This window comes from Labrenzia sp. THAF187b (assembly GCF_009363375.1).
Lineage (GTDB): Bacteria > Pseudomonadota > Alphaproteobacteria > Rhizobiales > Stappiaceae > Roseibium > Roseibium algicola.
The window spans coordinates 4,503,213-4,521,896 of the sequence record NZ_CP045344.1; the positions used below are offsets into that span (position 1 = coordinate 4,503,213).

At 57.2% G+C, this 18,684-nt stretch carries 7 protein-coding genes; 4 read left to right on the forward strand and 3 right to left on the reverse strand.

Going from position 1 to position 18,684, the window contains the following annotated elements:
- Positions 1 to 36 precede the first annotated feature (36 nt).
- Both FIV03_RS20770 and FIV03_RS20775 read right to left on the reverse strand, forming a co-directional pair.
- Positions 37 to 2,253 (reverse strand): ABC transporter transmembrane domain-containing protein, encoded by a 2,217-nt coding sequence (locus FIV03_RS20770; protein ID WP_152510825.1) that lies wholly within the window; start codon positions 2,251 to 2,253, stop codon positions 37 to 39.
- Complete coding sequence (locus FIV03_RS20775) at positions 2,250 to 3,842, reverse strand: ATP-binding cassette domain-containing protein (protein ID WP_173013900.1); 1,593 nt, start codon at positions 3,840 to 3,842, stop codon at positions 2,250 to 2,252. Before FIV03_RS20775 ends, FIV03_RS20770 begins: the two co-directional genes overlap by 4 nt.
- Positions 3,843 to 4,170: 328 nt before the next feature.
- Between FIV03_RS20775 and FIV03_RS31920 the strand changes: the two genes are divergently transcribed.
- Positions 4,171 to 14,352: a cadherin domain-containing protein gene (locus FIV03_RS31920; RefSeq protein WP_286202214.1), complete on the forward strand. Its 10,182-nt coding sequence runs from the start codon at positions 4,171 to 4,173 to the stop codon at positions 14,350 to 14,352.
- A gap of 112 nt (positions 14,353 to 14,464) precedes the next feature.
- Here the strand turns inward: FIV03_RS31920 and FIV03_RS20820 are convergent, their stop codons facing one another.
- On the reverse strand, positions 14,465 to 15,784 hold the full coding sequence (locus tag FIV03_RS20820; RefSeq protein ID WP_152510827.1) for an HlyD family type I secretion periplasmic adaptor subunit: 1,320 nt from the start codon (positions 15,782 to 15,784) through the stop codon (positions 14,465 to 14,467).
- A gap of 256 nt (positions 15,785 to 16,040) precedes the next feature.
- Here FIV03_RS20820 and paaG point away from each other — a divergent pair, with 256 nt between their 5' ends.
- Genes paaG through paaK form a run of 3 tightly spaced genes read left to right on the forward strand, consistent with a single transcriptional unit; the run spans position 16,041 to position 18,622 of the window.
- Positions 16,041 to 16,835 carry a 2-(1,2-epoxy-1,2-dihydrophenyl)acetyl-CoA isomerase PaaG gene (gene paaG / locus FIV03_RS20825; RefSeq protein WP_022998693.1) on the forward strand — a complete coding sequence of 265 codons (795 nt, stop codon included), beginning with the start codon at positions 16,041 to 16,043 and terminating at the stop codon, positions 16,833 to 16,835.
- 12 nt (positions 16,836 to 16,847) lie between these two features.
- Positions 16,848 to 17,273, forward strand: a complete 426-nt coding sequence (gene paaI / locus FIV03_RS20830; RefSeq protein ID WP_152510828.1) for a hydroxyphenylacetyl-CoA thioesterase PaaI — start codon at positions 16,848 to 16,850, stop codon at positions 17,271 to 17,273.
- Between the two features lie 38 nt (positions 17,274 to 17,311).
- Entirely contained in the window at positions 17,312 to 18,622 is a 1,311-nt protein-coding gene (gene paaK / locus FIV03_RS20835) for a phenylacetate--CoA ligase PaaK (RefSeq protein ID WP_152506576.1), read from the forward strand.
- Positions 18,623 to 18,684: the final 62 nt, after the last annotated feature.

Consider the following 18,684-nt stretch of genomic DNA (forward strand, 5'->3'; position numbering starts at 1 on the left):
CGGCGGGCTTTTTGGTATCTTCGGTGGGAAAGCTGCCTATCCGGCTTTCGCGGTCTGTCCCATGAGTGCTGGTACAACTTGTTCCGGTGGCCCCATCATCGCAATCTGGCCACCTCTGAGCACGACCACCCGGTTGGCCATCTTCATGTGGCTAGGCCGCTGGGTGTTGATGAGGATGGTCGCCTTGCCCTTGAGTTCCTCGATCATCGCCATGAATTTCTTGTCGCCCTCGAAATCGAGATGTGTTCCCGGATTGTCGAACAGATAGAGCGGTGCCGCCTTCACGAAGGCGCGGGCCAAAACAATGCGCTGCTTCATGTTGTCCGGGATCTGCTTCAGAACCTCGCCATTGAGGCGCGTTTCAAGTCCGTTGAAGTTCTCCTCCAGGTAGGACAGCAGGCCAAGTTTGCCGGTGACCTCGATCAGGCGCTCGTCGCTCGCACCCGGATCCGACATCAGCAGGTTCTGTTTTACCGTGCCGTAAAAGAAGTCGAGATCGTCGGGTGCATAGCCAATGGAGGAGCGCCACTCCGCCGTATCCAGCTGGCGAACATCCAGACCGTCGAACAGGATGGACCCCACCTGCGGCTGGAACAAACCGATGACAGCCTGGAACAACGCTGTTTTACCCGAGCCACTCGGGCCCGTGATGGCAACGGTTTCGCCTTCCTTTACGGTCAGCTCAAGGCCCTTCAGCGAGGCTTCTGTTGCCCCTGGATACCTGAGGACGAGTGAGGACACTTTCAGATCACCGCGAATGTCGCGTGTGATTTTCGGCAGATGCCCCGGCTCGCGCTCGAGCTGCACTTTCATGAGGTTGTTGATCTGTTCGATCACCGTGCGGCTTTGCGCGAGCTGCGTAATACTGAGAAATGCCTGGTTCATCGGGTTCAGAACCCGCCAGCTCAAGGCCATTGTGGCAATCAGGGCGCCCAGGCTCATTTCCCCTTCCATGACACGTATTGCACCGATACCCAGAACCAGGACACCGCAAATGGTCATCAGCGTCTGTGAAAGTGTCTGCAGTACATGCGTGATGTGACGCGCATGGATGTTGAGTTTGTTGAAGTTGGTGGAAAGCGCCGAAAACCGCTCCAGCCAGATGTCTTCTACGGAGAGGTTCCTGAGAGCCCGCTGGTTGCGAAAGGTCTCGATCATGAAGCTGTTGAGTTTCGACTTCTGCTCGCCAACGGCAGCGACTTCGCGTTGGACCTTCGGCAGGACATAAACGGCCAGCAGCGTGTAGATGGTCAGCAGCGCGAGCGGTGGCAGCGCAACAGGTCCGCCGATCAGGAAGATCGCGACGATGAAGATCAGCGTGAAGGGAATATCGACGATCGCGTTGAACAGCGAACTCTGGAATATGTCTCGCACGCTGTCGAAATAGCGCAGCCGCATGACCTGCGTGCCGATCGGTGCTTCGGACAGCATCGCATATGGAAGATGCAGGATGCGCTCAAAGGTCTTGTTGCCGACAATCGCATCGACCCGTCCGCCGAGATAGGATTGTAGCCATGTCTTCATCCTGCGCAGCGCAACTTCGCAAAGAAGAATGATTCCAACGCCGACCGCCATGGTCAGAAGCACTTCGGTCGATTTTGCTCCCATTGCCTTGTCGTAGATCGCCATGATGAACAACGGCGGTGCAAGAGCGAGAATGTTGAGAACAAATCCGAGGGCCAGAATGGAGATGATACTGGTCCGGAACCGTTTGGATACGGTCGAGAACCAGCTTCGGTTGTTTTGAACCTGCCCCTGTTCCTCAGTGTCTTCGGCAGCGAGATAGATCTCGCTTTTCAGAATATCGGCAGCAGGAACGGAAATTGCCTCTCCCTGGCGACCGGAATAGGCGCGAAACTCACCCGTTCCGGTTTTTCCGACGAGAACCTGAACGTCGTCCCTGGTTACACGAAGACACGGCATCTGTGCATGGGTCAGTTCCCCGGCACTTCCATGAAAAGGTGTCGTCTTGACTGTCAGGCGGCTAAGAACAGTCCGCAAGACCTGGAAAGTTTCGATCCGGTCAAAGTGCGGCAATGCCTCGAACAGAAGCCGGTCATTGCCCTGCCAACGCATCTCTTGCAAAAGCGGGATCAGGCACCTTTCAGCGGGTGCCGCCCCGTCTTCAGGAAGTCCTAGCCGACCTGTCGCGGTTCCATCGGCAGCCAGTTCGGCCGACAGATCGCGCCACTGCCGGTGCACGGCGTTGTCGGCAGCGTGGACGTCTTCAAGGTTGAATAGAGGTCTGCTCACGCCGGCATCCCCATTTTCTGAGGTGTACCGGTTACGTTCATCGTGCCGAGGTCATGCACGCTGCCGTCCCTGAGTTCGTATTGGTGATCCGCGACTGCCAGCATGGAGGGACGGTGGCTGATGATGATAACCGTCAGATAGCCCTTCAGACGGATCAGCGCATCGACAAGCGCCTTTTCTGCCTGTTGGTCCAGTTGCGCATTCGCCTCGTCCAGGATCAGGATCTTTGGCTCGCCCGCCAATGCCCTTGCAATGCAGATACGCTGCAAGGTAGCCGCAGGAACCTTGCCACCCAGATCTGACCCAAGCTGCGTTTCATAACCGCGCGGCAAGAGGTGGATTTCCTTTTCAAGCCCGATCAGCTTCGCCGCCATACGCGCATGAGCGATGTCGGATACGGCACCGAACATCGTGATGTTTTCAAGGATCGTGCCGTTGAAGATAGCAGACTGGTTGTCGACATAGGCAACGGTCTTGCGCAGTGCATGCTGGTGGAGGCCATCATAATCCTGCCCGCCGATCATGACCTTGCCGGTCGTCGGCGTCATTTCACCGGTCAGCAATTTCATGAGTGTGGACTTGCCGCTGCCGTCCGCACCGCGGAAACCGACGAATTGTCCAGCTTCAATTGTCAGGTTGATGTCCTCGAACACCCGGCGCTGGCTTTCGCCCAGTTCGACCGACACGTTGATCAGGTGAATAGAACCATCGGTATCGACCGTCAAAGGCTCCTGCTGTGCAACCTCCGGCAGCTTGAAGAGCGAATTGACCTGAGCGTAGTCGTGCTTCAGTCGTTGCATGTCTGTCAGCTGGTTGATCGCGCGAAGGAATGGCTGAACGAACTGACCGGACAAGAGTGTGCTGGCTGCGACACCGCCGACGCTGAAATTGCCATAGATGGCCATCAATGCCCCGCAAATGACGACAAAGATCGTCGTGAGGGTTCCGAAAAGTGCGGACGCGTCCCTCGCCTGGCCGGACAAGCGCATATATCTGGAACTGAGCTCTGCCGTTGCCCGCTGCAATCGCTCGAAACGGCGCATGATCAGTGCTTCCATAGCCTGGGACTTCACGGTCTTGGCGCCGGACAGAACCTCGAGGATGAAATCGGATTTGCGATCGTCCTGATCTGCCCGGTCGGCGACAACCTGCTGCAGCACCTTGTTTCTGTTGAGGGCAAACAGCATGAAGATGCCCAGCAAGGTGATCGGCACCAGCGCCAGCGGCCCTGCGATGAAGATGAGCGCCGCCAGGAAGATACCACCCGCAGGCAGATCGATGGCGAGAAGGCGGTTCTGGTCACCATAGTGATCTGCAACCGATTGCAACGCCCGAAGCTGGTGCACCTGCACGGAAACAGGCGTTTTGGCAAACTGGGAAGGCTCGGCATCGAGCACCCGGCGGAAAAGTTCTGTGTGCGCCTGGTGATTGAACCCTGCCCCGAGCCTGCCGACAACTGCAGTACGGGAGACCTTGATGACAGCATCGGCAATTAGAACGACAACGACCCCGAGAATGAGCACAAGCAAAGTGTCGGTGGAAGCATTTGGCAGAACGCGGTCATAAACCTGCAGAATGGCCAGCGGCATAGCCAGCCCCATGATATTTGCGAAAACGGAAGCAACCACGACGTCGCGCGGCAATCCGGGCGAAGAAATCCAGTGTCCGGACGGAGAATGCCGGATCCTCAGACGAGGCAAAAAGAAAGATGAAAATACCGATTTCAGCATATGCGGGCCAGAGTCGTGTAGCTACTCGCTCAAACTGTGCTGATCGGGTTTAAAAAGCGTTTACCCTACGCCGTGTTTCCTGAATTTTATTAGAACTAAACTTCAGAATCCAAGAGCAATTTTGCGCTTTGTTAAGGACGCCGACGTTCATTGGCATGATCGGAAATTGTGCGGACGTGCGACCGAAATGGCAAGCGACACTCAGAATCGAGACACCCAGGAAAACACCTCGGCAGAGGGCAATACTACGGAAACCAGGACGACCCTGAATTCCGATAGCATCCTGCATTCGGGGCTTCTCGATAATCGGGATGAGCATCTCGACAAGGCGCACGACTATCATCTCGACCAGGACATGGGCGAATCCATGGAGCAGGTCAACGCCAACCTGCACCTTGGAAGCGACGAGGAAGAGCAACGCTACGGCGAACAGGAAGACCCATCGTCCGGCGCGCAAGGTATCGGGTTTGAGGATGACGGCACGGAGCTTTCTGCCCTTGAAGACAGCGATGCAGTCAATGCATACGCAGAGCAATTTTCCGACAATTCAACTGGTACACAGGACTATTCAGGTTCGAACGGCGACGATTTCCCGTTGGGTGGCGGTACGTCCGCAAGCATCGCTTCTGCTCTGGATGATGGATCGAACCAGACCTATTCGAATGGCCCTGCGACCAACCCGGGCGACGGCACCTTCAGCAGCCAGAATGGCCAGGTGCAGTCAGGCGCAGGTTTCGATGACAGCAACGACGACCGAGCTGCTGGCATTGTCGCTTCCGATTTGTCTGCGGTCACCGATATCGATGCAACTGAAAACGCCGTTGACGAAAATTCAGCAGTCGGATCTGCAACCGGCATTCAGGCAAGCGCAACTGCCGGAGAAGGGGCAAGCGTTACCTATAGCCTCCTGGACGATGCGGGTGGCCTGTTCTCCATTGATCCCGAGACGGGCATCGTTACGGTAGCCGGTTCGCTCGACGCCGAAACCGCTGGCAGTCACCAGATCATTGTGCTTGCAACCGGATCCGACGGAGCGACGCAAACCGAAACTTTCACGATCAATATCCGTGACGTGAACGAATACGACGTCAGCCCGATCAGCACGGTCGGCGCTGTTGCGAACACAATTTCCGAAGGTGTAGACAGCGGCAGTCAGGCTGGCATCACTGTTGTGGCGACCGACCGGGACGTGAGCGACAGTGTCTCCTACTCCATAGACGACCCGCGCTTTGTCATCGATGACCAGGGTGTGGTCAGCATTGCCGAAGACGCCGTGTTTGACGCTGAAACCGAAGCGACTGTCTCCTTCACTGTGACCGCCACCTCCACCGACGGCTCGCAGTCCACGCAAAGATTCACATTGAAGGTCGAAGACGAAAACGAATACGCTACGTCCGCAGTTCAGGACACAGACACTTCCGCCAACACCATCGCGGAAGATGCTGCTGCTGGTACGCAGGTAGGCGTCACTGCATTCGCCGAAGACAAAGATGCAACGGACACCGTCTCCTACTCCGTCGATGATGCCCGATTCACTGTTGATGAGAATGGCGTGGTGCGGGTTGCTGATGGTGCTAGCTTCGACGCGGAATCTGAAGGCTCCATCGATATCAGAGTGACAGCCACCTCGACCGATGGCTCAACCTCGGAAGAGACCTTCACGATCACGGTGTCTGACGTCGATGAGTATGACGTCACAGCAGTGACCGATACGGATTCTTCGACCAACACCATCGCGGAAGATGCGAGCGCGGGCACCCAGGTTGGCGTGACTGCACTTGCGACGGATGCAGACGCCACAGACACCGTCTCCTACTCCGTCGACGACGCACGTTTCACCATCGATGAGAACGGCGTGGTTCGGGTTGCTGACGGTGCAAGCTTCGATGCTGAAACTGAAGGGTCCATTGACCTCACTGTCACGGCGACCTCAACCGACGGCTCGACCTCGGAAGAGACCTTTACGATATCGGTGTCCGACGTTGATGAATATGACGTCACGGCTGTCACCGACACGGACGCATCTGCCAATACCATTGCAGAAGATGCTGTCGCAGGCACACAGGTTGGTGTCACCGCATTCGCCGAAGACAAGGACGTAACGGACACCGTCTCCTACTCCGTCGATGATTCCCGCTTCACAGTTGATGAAAACGGTGTCGTACGGGTTGCCGACGGCGCAATCTTCGATGCCGAAACCGAAGGGTCCATCGACATCATCGTGACGGCGACCTCAACCGACGGCTCGACCTCGGAAGAGACCTTCACGATCTCGGTGTCTGACGTTGATGAGCATGACATCACCGCGGTGACCGACACAGACACTTCCGCCAACACCATCGCGGAAGATGCAACCGTCGGCACGCAGGTTGGTGTCACCGCATTCGCCGAAGACAAGGACATTACAGACACTGTCTCTTACACCGTAAACGATGCCCGCTTCACCGTTGACGAAAACGGCGTGGTTCGGGTTGCCGAAGGTGCGAGCTTCGATGCCGAAACCGAAGGCTCCATCGATATCACCGTGACGGCGACCTCGACCGACGGCTCGACCTCGGAAGAGACCTTTACGATTGCGGTTTCCGACGTCAACGAAAGCGCAGTGTCCGCTGTCACCGACACGGACTCCTCCGCAAACACCATCGCGGAAGGTGCGACCGCTGGTACGCAGGTTGGCGTGACCGCACTAGCAACTGATTCAGACGCCACCGACACCGTTTCTTATGCAGTCAACGACAGTCGCTTCACCATCGACGATAACGGAGTGGTTCGGGTTGCGGATGGGGCGAGCTTCGATGCGGAAACCGAAGGCTCCATCGACATCATCGTGACGGCGACCTCCACCGACGGTTCGACCTCGGAAGAGACCTTCACGATCTCCGTTTCAGACGTTGATGAGTATGACGTCACCGCCGTGACCGACACAGACGCATCTGCCAATACCATTGCAGAAGATGCTGTCGGAGGCACACAGGTTGGTGTCACCGCATTCGCCGAAGACAAGGACATCACCGACACGGTCTCCTACACCGTCAACGACGCCCGCTTCACGGTTGATGAAAACGGTGTGGTTAGGGTTGCCGACGGCGCAAACTTCGATGCCGAAACCGAAGGGTCAATCGATATCATCGTGACGGCAACCTCGACCGATGGCTCAACCTCGGAAGAGACCTTCACGATCTCGGTATCTGACGTCGATGAGTATGACGTCACCGCAGTGACCGATACGGACTCTTCGGCCAACACCATCGCGGAAGATGCGAGCGCGGGCACCCAGGTTGGCGTAACTGCACTGGCGACGGATGAAGACGCCACAGACACTGTCTCCTACTCCGTCGACGACGCACGTTTCACCATCGATGAGAACGGCGTGGTTCGGGTTGCTGACGGCGCAAGCTTCGATGCCGAAACTGAAGGGTCCATCGACATCATCGTGACGGCGACCTCCACCGACGGCTCGACCTCGGAAGAGACCTTCACGATTGCGGTTTCCGACGTCAACGAAAGCGCCGTGTCCGCTATTACCGATACCGATTCTTCCGACAACACCATCGCGGAAGATGCAAGCGCGGGCACTCAGGTCGGCGTGACCGCCCTGGCAACTGATTCAGACGCCACCGATACCGTCTCTTATGCTGTAAACGACAGCCGCTTTACCATCGACGAAAACGGTGTGGTTCGAGTTGCGGATGGCGCAAGCTTCGACGCCGAAACCGAGGGCTCCATCGACATCATCGTGACGGCGACCTCCACCGATGGATCAACTTCGGAAGAGACCTTCACGATCTCCGTTTCTGACGTTGATGAGTATGACGTCACCGCCGTGACCGACACAGACGCATCTGCCAATTCCATTGCAGAAGATGCTGTCGCTGGCACACAGGTTGGTGTCACCGCATTCGCCGAAGACAAGGACATCACCGACACGGTCTCCTACACCGTCAACGATGCCCGTTTCACGGTGGACGAAAACGGTGTGGTTCGGGTTGCAGATGGCGCGAGCTTCGACGCCGAAACCGAGGGCTCCATCGATATCATCGTCACGGCGACTTCGACTGACGGTTCGACTTCGGAAGAGACCTTCACGATTTCCGTTTCAGACGTCAACGAAAGCGCAGTCTCCGCTGTCACCGACACGGATTCTTCCGACAACACAATTGCAGAAGATGCAAGCGCAGGCACCCAGGTCGGCGTGACGGCCCTGGCAACGGATGCTGACGCCACCGACACTGTCTCCTACTCCGTCGACGACGCACGATTCACTATCGATGAGAACGGCGTGGTTCGGGTTGCTGACGGCGCAAGCTTCGATGCCGAAACCGAAGGGTCCATCGATATCACTGTCACGGCGACCTCCTCCGACGGTTCGACCTCGGAAGAGACCTTCACCATCGCGGTGTCTGATGTTGATGAGTTTGACATTTCAGCTGTTACCGATGCCGACACTTCTGCGAACACCGTAGCGGAAGATGCTGTGGCAGGTACCCAGGTTGGTGTGACCGCATTTGCCGAAGACAAGGACGTCACAGATACTGTCTCATACTCGGTGAACGATACGCGCTTCACTGTTGATGACAACGGTGTCGTCCGTGTGGCTGAGGGGGCGAGCTTCGATGCAGAAACCGAAGGTTCTATCGCCATTATCGTGACGGCGACCTCAAGCGATGGATCGAGCTCTAAAGAGACCTTCACAATCGCTGTTTCCGATATCAATGAAAGTGCCATTACTCCCGTAACTGATACGGACGCAGCGGCAAATTCGATTACCGAAGATGCCGCTGCCGGAACGCAGGTTGGTATCACGGTTCTTGCGACCGACAGCGACATCACTGACACGGTATCCTACTCGGTAGACGATAACCGGTTCACGGTGGACGAAAACGGCGTAGTCCGCGTTGCAGATGGTGCTTCTTTCGACTTTGAAAGCGAACCCAACATCACTCTGACGGTGACCGCGACGTCTTCAGACGGCTCCACGTCTTCGGATGCATTCTCGGTTTCAGTAACCGACGTTGCTGAAGACTATCAGCTCGAAGACGGCGGCCAGACCTTCACCGATGTTTCTGTCGCTGAAACCAGCATCACCGGCGGCTCCGGTGACGATACCATTGTGGCACACGCCGACGGTGGCAACGTCGATGGCGCAGATGGCAACGACACGATTTCCGGAAACAATGCTGCCGATACTCTTGCAGGTGGTGCGGGTGACGACACGATCGAAGGTGGCGCCGGGAATGACACGATCTATGGTGAAAATGCACCTGTGTCCGGCACCTGGCACTACCAGGTTTATGACCACAACTTCAGTGGCGATGCCGGCCAGACTGTCGACATCTCCTCAGGCACGCTGATCGACGAGGGAACGACGGATGCGTTCGACCTGGACACAATTGTCCAGGGTGCACGCGGGTCGGCTGATAACCCTGAAGATTTTGGTGTCATTCTGACGTCCAACTTCACCGCCACAGATGGCGGCACCTATCGTTTCTCCACCCGCTCGGACGATGGATCCACCATCGAGATCTTCGATGCCTATGGCAACCGACTGACGTTCACCAACCAGAACGGTACGCAGACCGACTATCTCGACAACGATTACCACCAATCAGCGACCACCCGCTGGGCGGACGTTGATCTGGAACCGGGTGAGATCTACACCATTGTCGTCAAGGTCTGGGAGAACCAGGGACAAGAGGTTCTCGATGCAACGGTAACGCCTCCGGGCGGAACGTCAGTAGACCTGTTCACCTCCGATTTTGTCAGTGCGGCCGCGGTTATCCCGGGCGACGACACGCTGATGGGCGGTGCCGGCGACGATATGATCGACGGCGGGCTGGGTACTGACACAGCGGTCTACAGCGGCAATTTCGCTGACTACACCATTACCGAGAACGAAGGCATCTTCACCGTTACGGACAATCGTCCAGGTTCTCCCGATGGTACCGACACCGTCGTGAATGTTGAAAACTTCCGGTTTGCCGATGGCGATGTTCTTTCGGGCGATTTGATCGCGCAGGATATTTCTGCCGTTACCGACAAGGACAGCAGCGCAAACACGGTTGCGGAAGACGCTACTGCAGGAAAGGCTGTCGGCGTCACCGCGTTCGCTGAAGATGGAAACACGTCAGATACTGTGTCCTACACCGTAGATGACGATCGCTTTGTCGTGGACGAAAACGGCGTTGTCCGGGTTGCGGATGGGGCCAGCTTCGACGCGGAAACTGAAGGTTCCATCGACATCGTTGTAACCGCCACGTCTTCCGATGGCTCGGCTTCCGAAGAAACATTCACGATTGCCGTGTCCGACGTTAACGAATACGACGTCTCAGCCGTTTCCGACACCGACGCCGCGACGAACACGATTTCCGAAGACGCATCTGCCGGGACACAGGTTGGCATTACAGCACACGCGAGTGACGCGGATATCACCGCGTCTGTGAGCTATTCCGTCGATGACAGCCGCTTTACTGTCGATGCGAATGGCGTCGTCCGTGTTGCCGATGGCGCCAGCTTCGATGCAGAAACCGAAGGATCCATCGACATTGTCGTGACTGCCACCTCCTCTGACGGTTCCACGTCGCAGGAGACCTTCTCGATTGCCGTTTCCGACGTCAACGAGGGCGCCGTTTCAAACGTCACCGATACGGACACCTCTGATAACACGATTTCGGAAGCAGCAACTGCCGGCACTCAGGTTGGCATCACAGCCCTGGCAACAGATGCAGATGCCTCTGACACGGTTTCTTACGCCGTTAATGACACGCGCTTCACAATCGATGAAAACGGTGAGGTTCGTGTTGCAGATGGTGCCAGCTTCGACGCAGAGACCGAAGGGTCCATCAACGTTACCGTGACCGCGACGTCTTCTGACGGCTCGACTTCAACGGAAACCTTTACCGTAGCGGTGTCTGATGTCGACGAATTCGACGTTTCCAGCGTGACTGACGCAGACATCTCGGCAAACACAATCGCAGAAGATGCGACCGCAGGCACACAGGTTGGTATCACGGCGTCGGCAAGCGATGCCGATGTCTCGGATACGGTTTCCTATGCTGTCAACGACAGCCGCTTCACCGTGGACGAAAACGGCGTGGTTCGGGTAGCGGAAGGTGCGAGCTTTGATGCGGAAACCGAAGGGTCAATCGACATCATCGTGACGGCAACTTCAACCGATGGCTCAACCTCGGAGGAAACCTTCACGATCGCCGTTTCCGACGTCAATGAAGTTGCCGTATCCGCGGTGACCGACATCGATGCGACGGCCAATGGCTTCGCGGAAAATGCTGCCGAAGGCACCACAGTCGGTATTACTGTTCAGGCAACGGACAGTGATGTGACCGACACAGTAACCTATACGGTGTCCGATAACCGGTTCACCGTTGGCGACGATGGCCTGGTAACGGTAGCCGCCGGAGCAACGTTTGACTACGAGAGCGAACCGACCATCAACTTGACGGTGACCGCGACGTCTTCTGACGGCTCCACGTCTCAGGAAACCTTTGCTCTTTCGGTTGCCGACGTCGCTGAAGCCTATCAGATGGCCGAAGGTCAAACGACCTTTACCGACACCGGCGTCGCCGAAACATCCATCACCGGCAACGACAGTGCCGACACGATTACCGCTCATGACGACGGCAGCACCATCTACAGCGGAGCGGGCGACGATACGATCTATGGCGGCGCAGGCAATGACACCATCATGTTCGGCGAAGGCAACGACGTCGTTTACGGCGGTGCGGGCGACGATTTCATCGATGATGAGCGCGGCACCCAGCCGAACACCGGTGACAACTACCTGGATGGCGGCGAAGGTAACGACACCATCTTTGGCGGCAGCGGGAACGACACACTGATCGGCGACGCAGGCAACGATAGCCTGTCCGGCGAAAATGACGACGATACCCTTCAGGGTGGCTCAGGCAGCGACAAGCTGTACGGCGGCGCCGGAAACGACACGCTCGAAGGTGGGGCTGGCAACGACTATATCGACGGCGGAAGCGGTACAGACACCGCAATCTATTCCGGTAACCGTTCCGACTATACCGTTACCGAAAACGCGAACGGCACCTACACGGTAGTCGACAACCGATCCGGCTCGCCGGACGGAACCGACACTGTCGTCGGAGTTGAGAACTTCCGTTTCGCGGATGGCGACATTCTTGCAGGCGATCTTGTCGCGAAAGATATTTCCGCGGTTTCGGATACGGACGGTTCTTCCAACAGCATCGCTGAGAACGCAGGCGCTGGCAGCACTGTTGGCGTAACAGCCTTTGCCGACGACGCGAACACCTCTGACAGTGTGACCTATACTGTCGATGACGACCGTTTCACGGTTGACGAAAACGGTGTGGTCACCGTCGCGAGCGGTGCGAATTTCAACTACGAAACCGAGACGGAAATCACGATCACCGTTACGGCAACTTCCACAGACGGATCGACATCGCAGGAATCCTTCACTCTGGATGTCATGGATGTGGCAGAAGACCTGCAGCTTGCAGACGGCGGCGCCACCTTCACTGACGCCGGTGTGTCTGAAACATCGATCAGCGGCGGGTCTGGCAACGACACGATCACTGCCCATGACGACGGTGGCAACCTTTATGGTGGCGCAGGTGATGACACGCTGATTGGCGGTTCAGGCAACGATACGCTGTCCGGTGGAGCGGGTTCCGACACGCTTCAGGGCGGCGATGGCGATGACACGTTGATTGCCGGCGACGGCGCTGCCCCAACAAACGGTGGAACCAATACGGTTGGCGCCACCTACTCTCTCATCCACCTGGGAACCATGGCGGATGTCGACACGGACGAGAACAACGGCGTCAGCGAGAATGCCTCCAGCCTGCTGGGATCTTATGGCGATGCAGGTACCCCCCTCTACACGCAGACGGTGAGAGCAACCGCAAACGACACCAATGGTGACGGGGTACTGGCGGACAACGATTTCAACGGCACGGCAGAGACCCTGACTATCGGCGGCACGAACTATGCCCTAGATTCCCTGCAGACCTTTGATGCGACAGTCACGTTCACGGACGGAACCACCGGAACCATCTCGGCGGTCGTCATTCAGCTCGACAATGGTGATGTCTATCTGGCTCCGGAATACATGTCGAATGCGGATTCCGACCTGCTTTCCAGCAAACCTATCGTTGGAATTTCACTTGATACGCTGACCATCAACGACGCTAGCATGTACGCCAACAGGCTTGACACCGAGTACCAGGTTCCGGGCGACACGCTCGAAGGCGGTGCAGGCAACGATACACTGATTGGCGGTGACGGGGCGGACATGCTGGAAGGCGGCTCCGGCAACGATACCATCGACGGCGGCAAGGGCGCGGATACCGCCATCTATTCCGGGAACTGGGAAGACTACAACATCGTCCAGAACGAGGATGGAAGCTACACGATTTCCGATCTTCGCTCCGGCGCTCCTGACGGTATCGATACGGTGTCCAACGTCGAGAACTTCAGGTTTGCCGACGGAGAAATCCAATCGGAACATCTGATCGATCGCCCAATTAGTGATGTGACCGATACCAACGCGTCCGCCAACACAATCCACGAACTGGATGGTGCCGGCACACAGGTTGGGATCACTGCTTTTGCCGATGACCCGAACGGCGATGCAGTTACCTACACTCTGAGTGACGACCGCTTCGAGATCGATGCCGACGGCAATGTCACGATTGCAGACCATGCGTTCTTCGACAGCGAGATTGAAAATTCGATCGATCTGACGATCACCGCCACTTCCGCGGATGGATCCCAGTCGAGTGAATCCTTCTCGATTGCCGTTACCGGCGAATATGACGTCACCTACAACGATACTGACGAAAGCAATACCGGCAGCGGTGCAGGCTACGACTATACGTACCACCTTGACGGCGCCGGCGGTGATGACGTTATCGAGGGCGGTTCAAACAACGACAGGATCGAAGGCGGCACAGGCAACGACAACATTTCGGCTGGTGACGGCCGCGACCTTATCTTCGGTGGCGACGGGCACGACAACATCAGCGGTGGCGCTGGAGATGATGTGATCATCGGTGGTCTTGGCAACGACAACCTGAGCGGTGGCGACGGTTCCGACCTTTTCATGTACGGCCTGGGCGACGGCAGTGACACCATCAACGCAGGCATGGGGGCCGGTTGGACTGACGTTATCGATCTGGGTGGTGGTCCAGGGATCACTGCCGCCGGCGAATACGGTACGGACTGGACGGTGACGATCACCAACGGCTCGATCGAGACAACAGACCTTGAAGGCGGCAGGCTCGACCTTTCCCAGGATGCCGACGGCTACATCGACTTTGCAGACGGCAGCCGCGTCAACTTCAACGATGTTGAGGAAATCCGCTGGTAGCTGATGTCACCGGACAGCGGTAACTGACGAAAAGCCCCGCCGGAAACGGCGGGGCTTTTCATTTATCTGCCAGAGACAGTATTCGGAAAATGGGATCTGGATTTGACCCGGCTCAACGCTCGCTGAGCGGATCTCCGATTGCGCGGGTGACCGGCTTCAACATGTACTGGAGCACGGACTTGGACCCTGTGACGATCTTTGCGTCGACGACCATGCCCGGTGAGATTGTTTCAGCGCGCGCACCCTGCCCGATCGTGTTGGTTTTCAGCGGGATCATGGCCTTGAAATAGTAGTTTCCGTATTCGTCCCGAAAACTTGACGCCGAAATGACGGAAACTTCTCCCTTCAAGGTGCCTTCGATGTTCGGGTCGAAGGTCGTAACGGCGATTTCCGCCTCGTCACCGACATCCACATGGCCGATATCGCGCGGTGAAACACGAACCTCGGCAACAAGATCGCTATCGCTCGGCACAATTTCGGCAACCACATCGCCAGGCGCCAGTACACTGCCCGGACCTTTGAGATAAAGCGCCTTGATGTGCCCGCTGACCGGAGCTCGCACGAACAGTCGGTCGTACCGGTCTTTCTGTTTATCGGCTTCGAAAGTCAGCTCACTGCGCTCCTGCGCAACCCGGCTGCGCTCCACGGCCTGCTCCTCTTCGGCTACGGCAATCGAACGTTCCAGGCTGGCGGTTGCCTCCGTCAACTGTGCTCGAACGCTGCCGCTCATACCGTTCAGTTCGCTCAAAAGGCTCTGGGCATTTTGAAGAGACGACTTGGCTTCCAGAAAGCGCCGCTTGGATGTGTAACCCTGTTCGAAGAGGTTTTCCTGGATCTTGTACTGTTCCTGCTGGATCTCGATCTGGGTTTCCTGCAGGGCTATCCGTTCAAGGATACTGGCTAGCTCCGCCTGCTTTTCGCTCACCCTCGCCTTCAAGGCCTGCTGTTCTTTTTCCAGTGCCAGGCGTTGCGCGTCATAGGCAGCCTGTTGCGCTTCGCTGAAACCTGCATCGGCGCCTAGTCTCAGGCCATTGGCGGCGCTGCCAAGACCCGGATTTCCGAGCCGCTGCTCTTCGGTCGCCAGAAACTTCAAGCGAGTCTGGACCTTCTCGAGATCACTCGACGCCGCGGTTTCCTGCAACCGAACGATGGGGGTGCCTATTTCAACCAGTTGGCCTTCCTGAACCAACACTTCTGCAACGATGCCACCTTCCAGGTGTCCGACAGTCTGCACCTTGCCTGCCGGAACAATTTCCCCTGTCGCACTGGCGACTTCACGCACCTGACCGATTGCCGCCCACGCCAGAAAAGCCGCCGCAGTCAGCGACAAAACCTGCAAAACGCGCCGGTACGCGACTGGCGGCGGGCCTTCCTCAAGTTCCAGAGGAATGTCCAACGAAAAATTGTCAGCGGTGGTTTTACGGATAAACATGTTGCCCTAGCGCTGGCCGAAACTGGGCTAACTATTGACGATTAAAGTAAATATCAGCTGAATCGGGCTGACCATATTTTAAGCGCCTTTTCTCACAAGAGTTGAAAACCGGACGTGTTGCCAGTGGCGAACCGACCAAAGTGATTTGGCGTACCGGAAAACTGCATTCTGCCTTTGACCAGAACGGTTCGTCGTGCATTAATGTCACAACATTATCGATTTTCATGCAAAAGGTGTGATGCTTTGGGAGGGGCGCATGACAGACCGTGATACTGTGCTCGCTGAACAGCGGGATGGCTGTCTTTTTCTAACACTCAACAGACCGGACCGGCTCAATGCCTTCAACGAAGCCATGCATCATGCGCTTCGCAAGCATTTGACCACAGCAACGGAAGACAGCTCAATCAGGGCTGTGCTGCTGACCGGGGCCGGCCGCGCTTTCTGCGCTGGTCAGGATCTTTCCGATCGCGACATGCGCGGAGGTGGCGAGGCACCTGATCTCGGCGTAACACTCGAGACACTTTACAATCCCCTGGTTCGGCAAATCAGGGCTCTCAGAAAGCCTGTCATCTGTGCGGTCAACGGCGTTGCCGCGGGTGCAGGCGCCAATGTAGCGCTTGCCTGCGATATCGTCCTCGCCGCCCAGTCTGCCCGTTTCATCCAGGCTTTCTCCAAGATCGGCCTGGTGCCCGATTCGGGCGGCACATGGTTGCTGCCACGCCTGATTGGAGAAGCCCGTGCGAAGGCACTCGCCATGACGGGCGAACCGTTGGGGGCCGAGACAGCTGCCTCTTGGGGCCTCATCTGGAAGGCAGTTCCGGATACGGACCTCATGACGGAGGCCGGGACGCTGGCAACGCAGCTGGCCGCGGGGGCAACCACCGGCCTTGCGCTTACCAAGGAACTGATACAATCGGCAGCAGACCAGTCACTCGATCGGCAACTGGACGCCGAGCGCGATAGCCAACGTCAGGCAGGACGCACGAATGATTATCGGGAGGGCGTCACCGCTTTCCTTGAAAAGCGGTCCGCCCGATTTACCGGCGCTTGAATGAGGCACAGAATGACACCGGATGAATTTGCGCGCGCCTGCGCCGATCGCATGTGGTCGCAGGATACGGCGACACAGCACCTGGACATGAAACTTGAAGATGTACGTGCCGGACATTCGTCGATGGCGATGACGGTTACGAAGGCCATGACCAACGGCCACGGCATTTGCCACGGCGGCTATATCTTCACGCTCGCCGACAGTGCCTTCGCTTTTGCCTGCAACACGTACAACCAGGTTACGGTTGCCCAGCATTGCGACATCACGTTTCTGGCACCGGCCCATCTCGGAGACCGCTTGACGGCTACGGCCAGCGAGAAATCGCGTACCGGCCGATCCGGCCTCTACGACGTGACGGTGGCCAACCAGAATGGCACTGTCATTGCCGAATTCCGCGGCAATTCCAGAACGACCAAAGGTACAATCTTGCCGGAATGACGGCGAGCGGCCAGACGGGCTGCTCAAGGGAGGAAAATATGGAAAATCTGGCTCCGCGACCGGGAGATCTTGAGCCTATTGAAACAGCCAGCCGGGACGAATTGTCGGCCCTGCAGCTGAAGAGACTGCAATGGTCCCTCACCCATTCGTATGAAAACGTTCCGCTTTTCAAGCAACGCTTCGACGAGAAAGGCGTACACCCTTCCGACCTGAAGACCCTCTCGGACCTGTCGAAATTTCCGTTTACGACCAAGAGCGATCTCCGGGACAATTATCCGTTCGGTTTGTTCGCTGTCCCGCGCGACAAGATCGTACGCGTACACGCCTCCTCGGGCACGACCGGCAAACCGACGGTGGTTGGCTACACAGCCAACGATATCGACATGTGGGCCGGTCTCGTCGCCCGCTCCATTCGAGCCTCTGGCGGCCGATCGGGTGACATCATCCATGTTGCTTATGGCTACGGTCTCTTCACCGGCGGACTGGGTGCCCATTACGGCGCAGAAAAACTAGGCTGCACGGTTGTACCGGTCTCCGGTGGCATGACGGAACGCCAGGTGACACTTATCCAGGACTTCAAACCGCGCATCATCATGGTGACGCCGTCCTACCTGCTGTCCATTCTGGATGAATTCCGGCGGCAAGGCATCGATCCTCGGGAAACGTCGCTTGCGACGGGGATCTTCGGCGCCGAACCCTGGACCAACGCAATGCGCAAGGAAATCGAAGACGCGTTCGACATGCATGCCGTCGACATCTACGGCTTGTCGGAAGTGCTTGGACCGGGCGTTGCCAACGAATGCGTTGAAACGAAGGATGGTCTCCACATCTGGGAAGACCACTTCTACCCGGAAATCATTGATCCGGTGACCGGCGACGTTCTGCCCGACGGCGAAATTGGAGAGCTGGTCTTCACCACGCTTACCAAGGAAGGCCTGCCAATGGTCCGCTACCGCACGCGCGACCTGACCAGGCTGCTGCCCGGCACGGCCCGGTCCATGCGGCGAATGGAAAAGATCACCGGCCGATCTGACGACATGATCATTCTGCGCGGCGTCAACGTATTCCCGACTCAGATCGAAGAACAGATCCTGAAATGCGAAGGCCTGTCGCCGCATTTCCAGATAGAGCTCTCCCGCTCCGACCGCCTGGACGTCATGACAGTGCACGTCGAAGCCCTGCCGACAGCAGCAACAAGTGACGCACGTCAGGCATCGGCGAAGGAACTCTCTCATCACATCAAGAGCGTGGTCGGCGTATCCGCAAGGATCGATGTTGCCGAGCCCGGCAAAGTGGAACGTTCCGCCGGCAAGGCAAAACGGGTCGTCGACAACAGACCCAAGGAATAAGGAAACACGTAGGCCAGGCGTTCGGAGGACGTTTCTCCAAGACATCAAAATCAGCCGGTCCT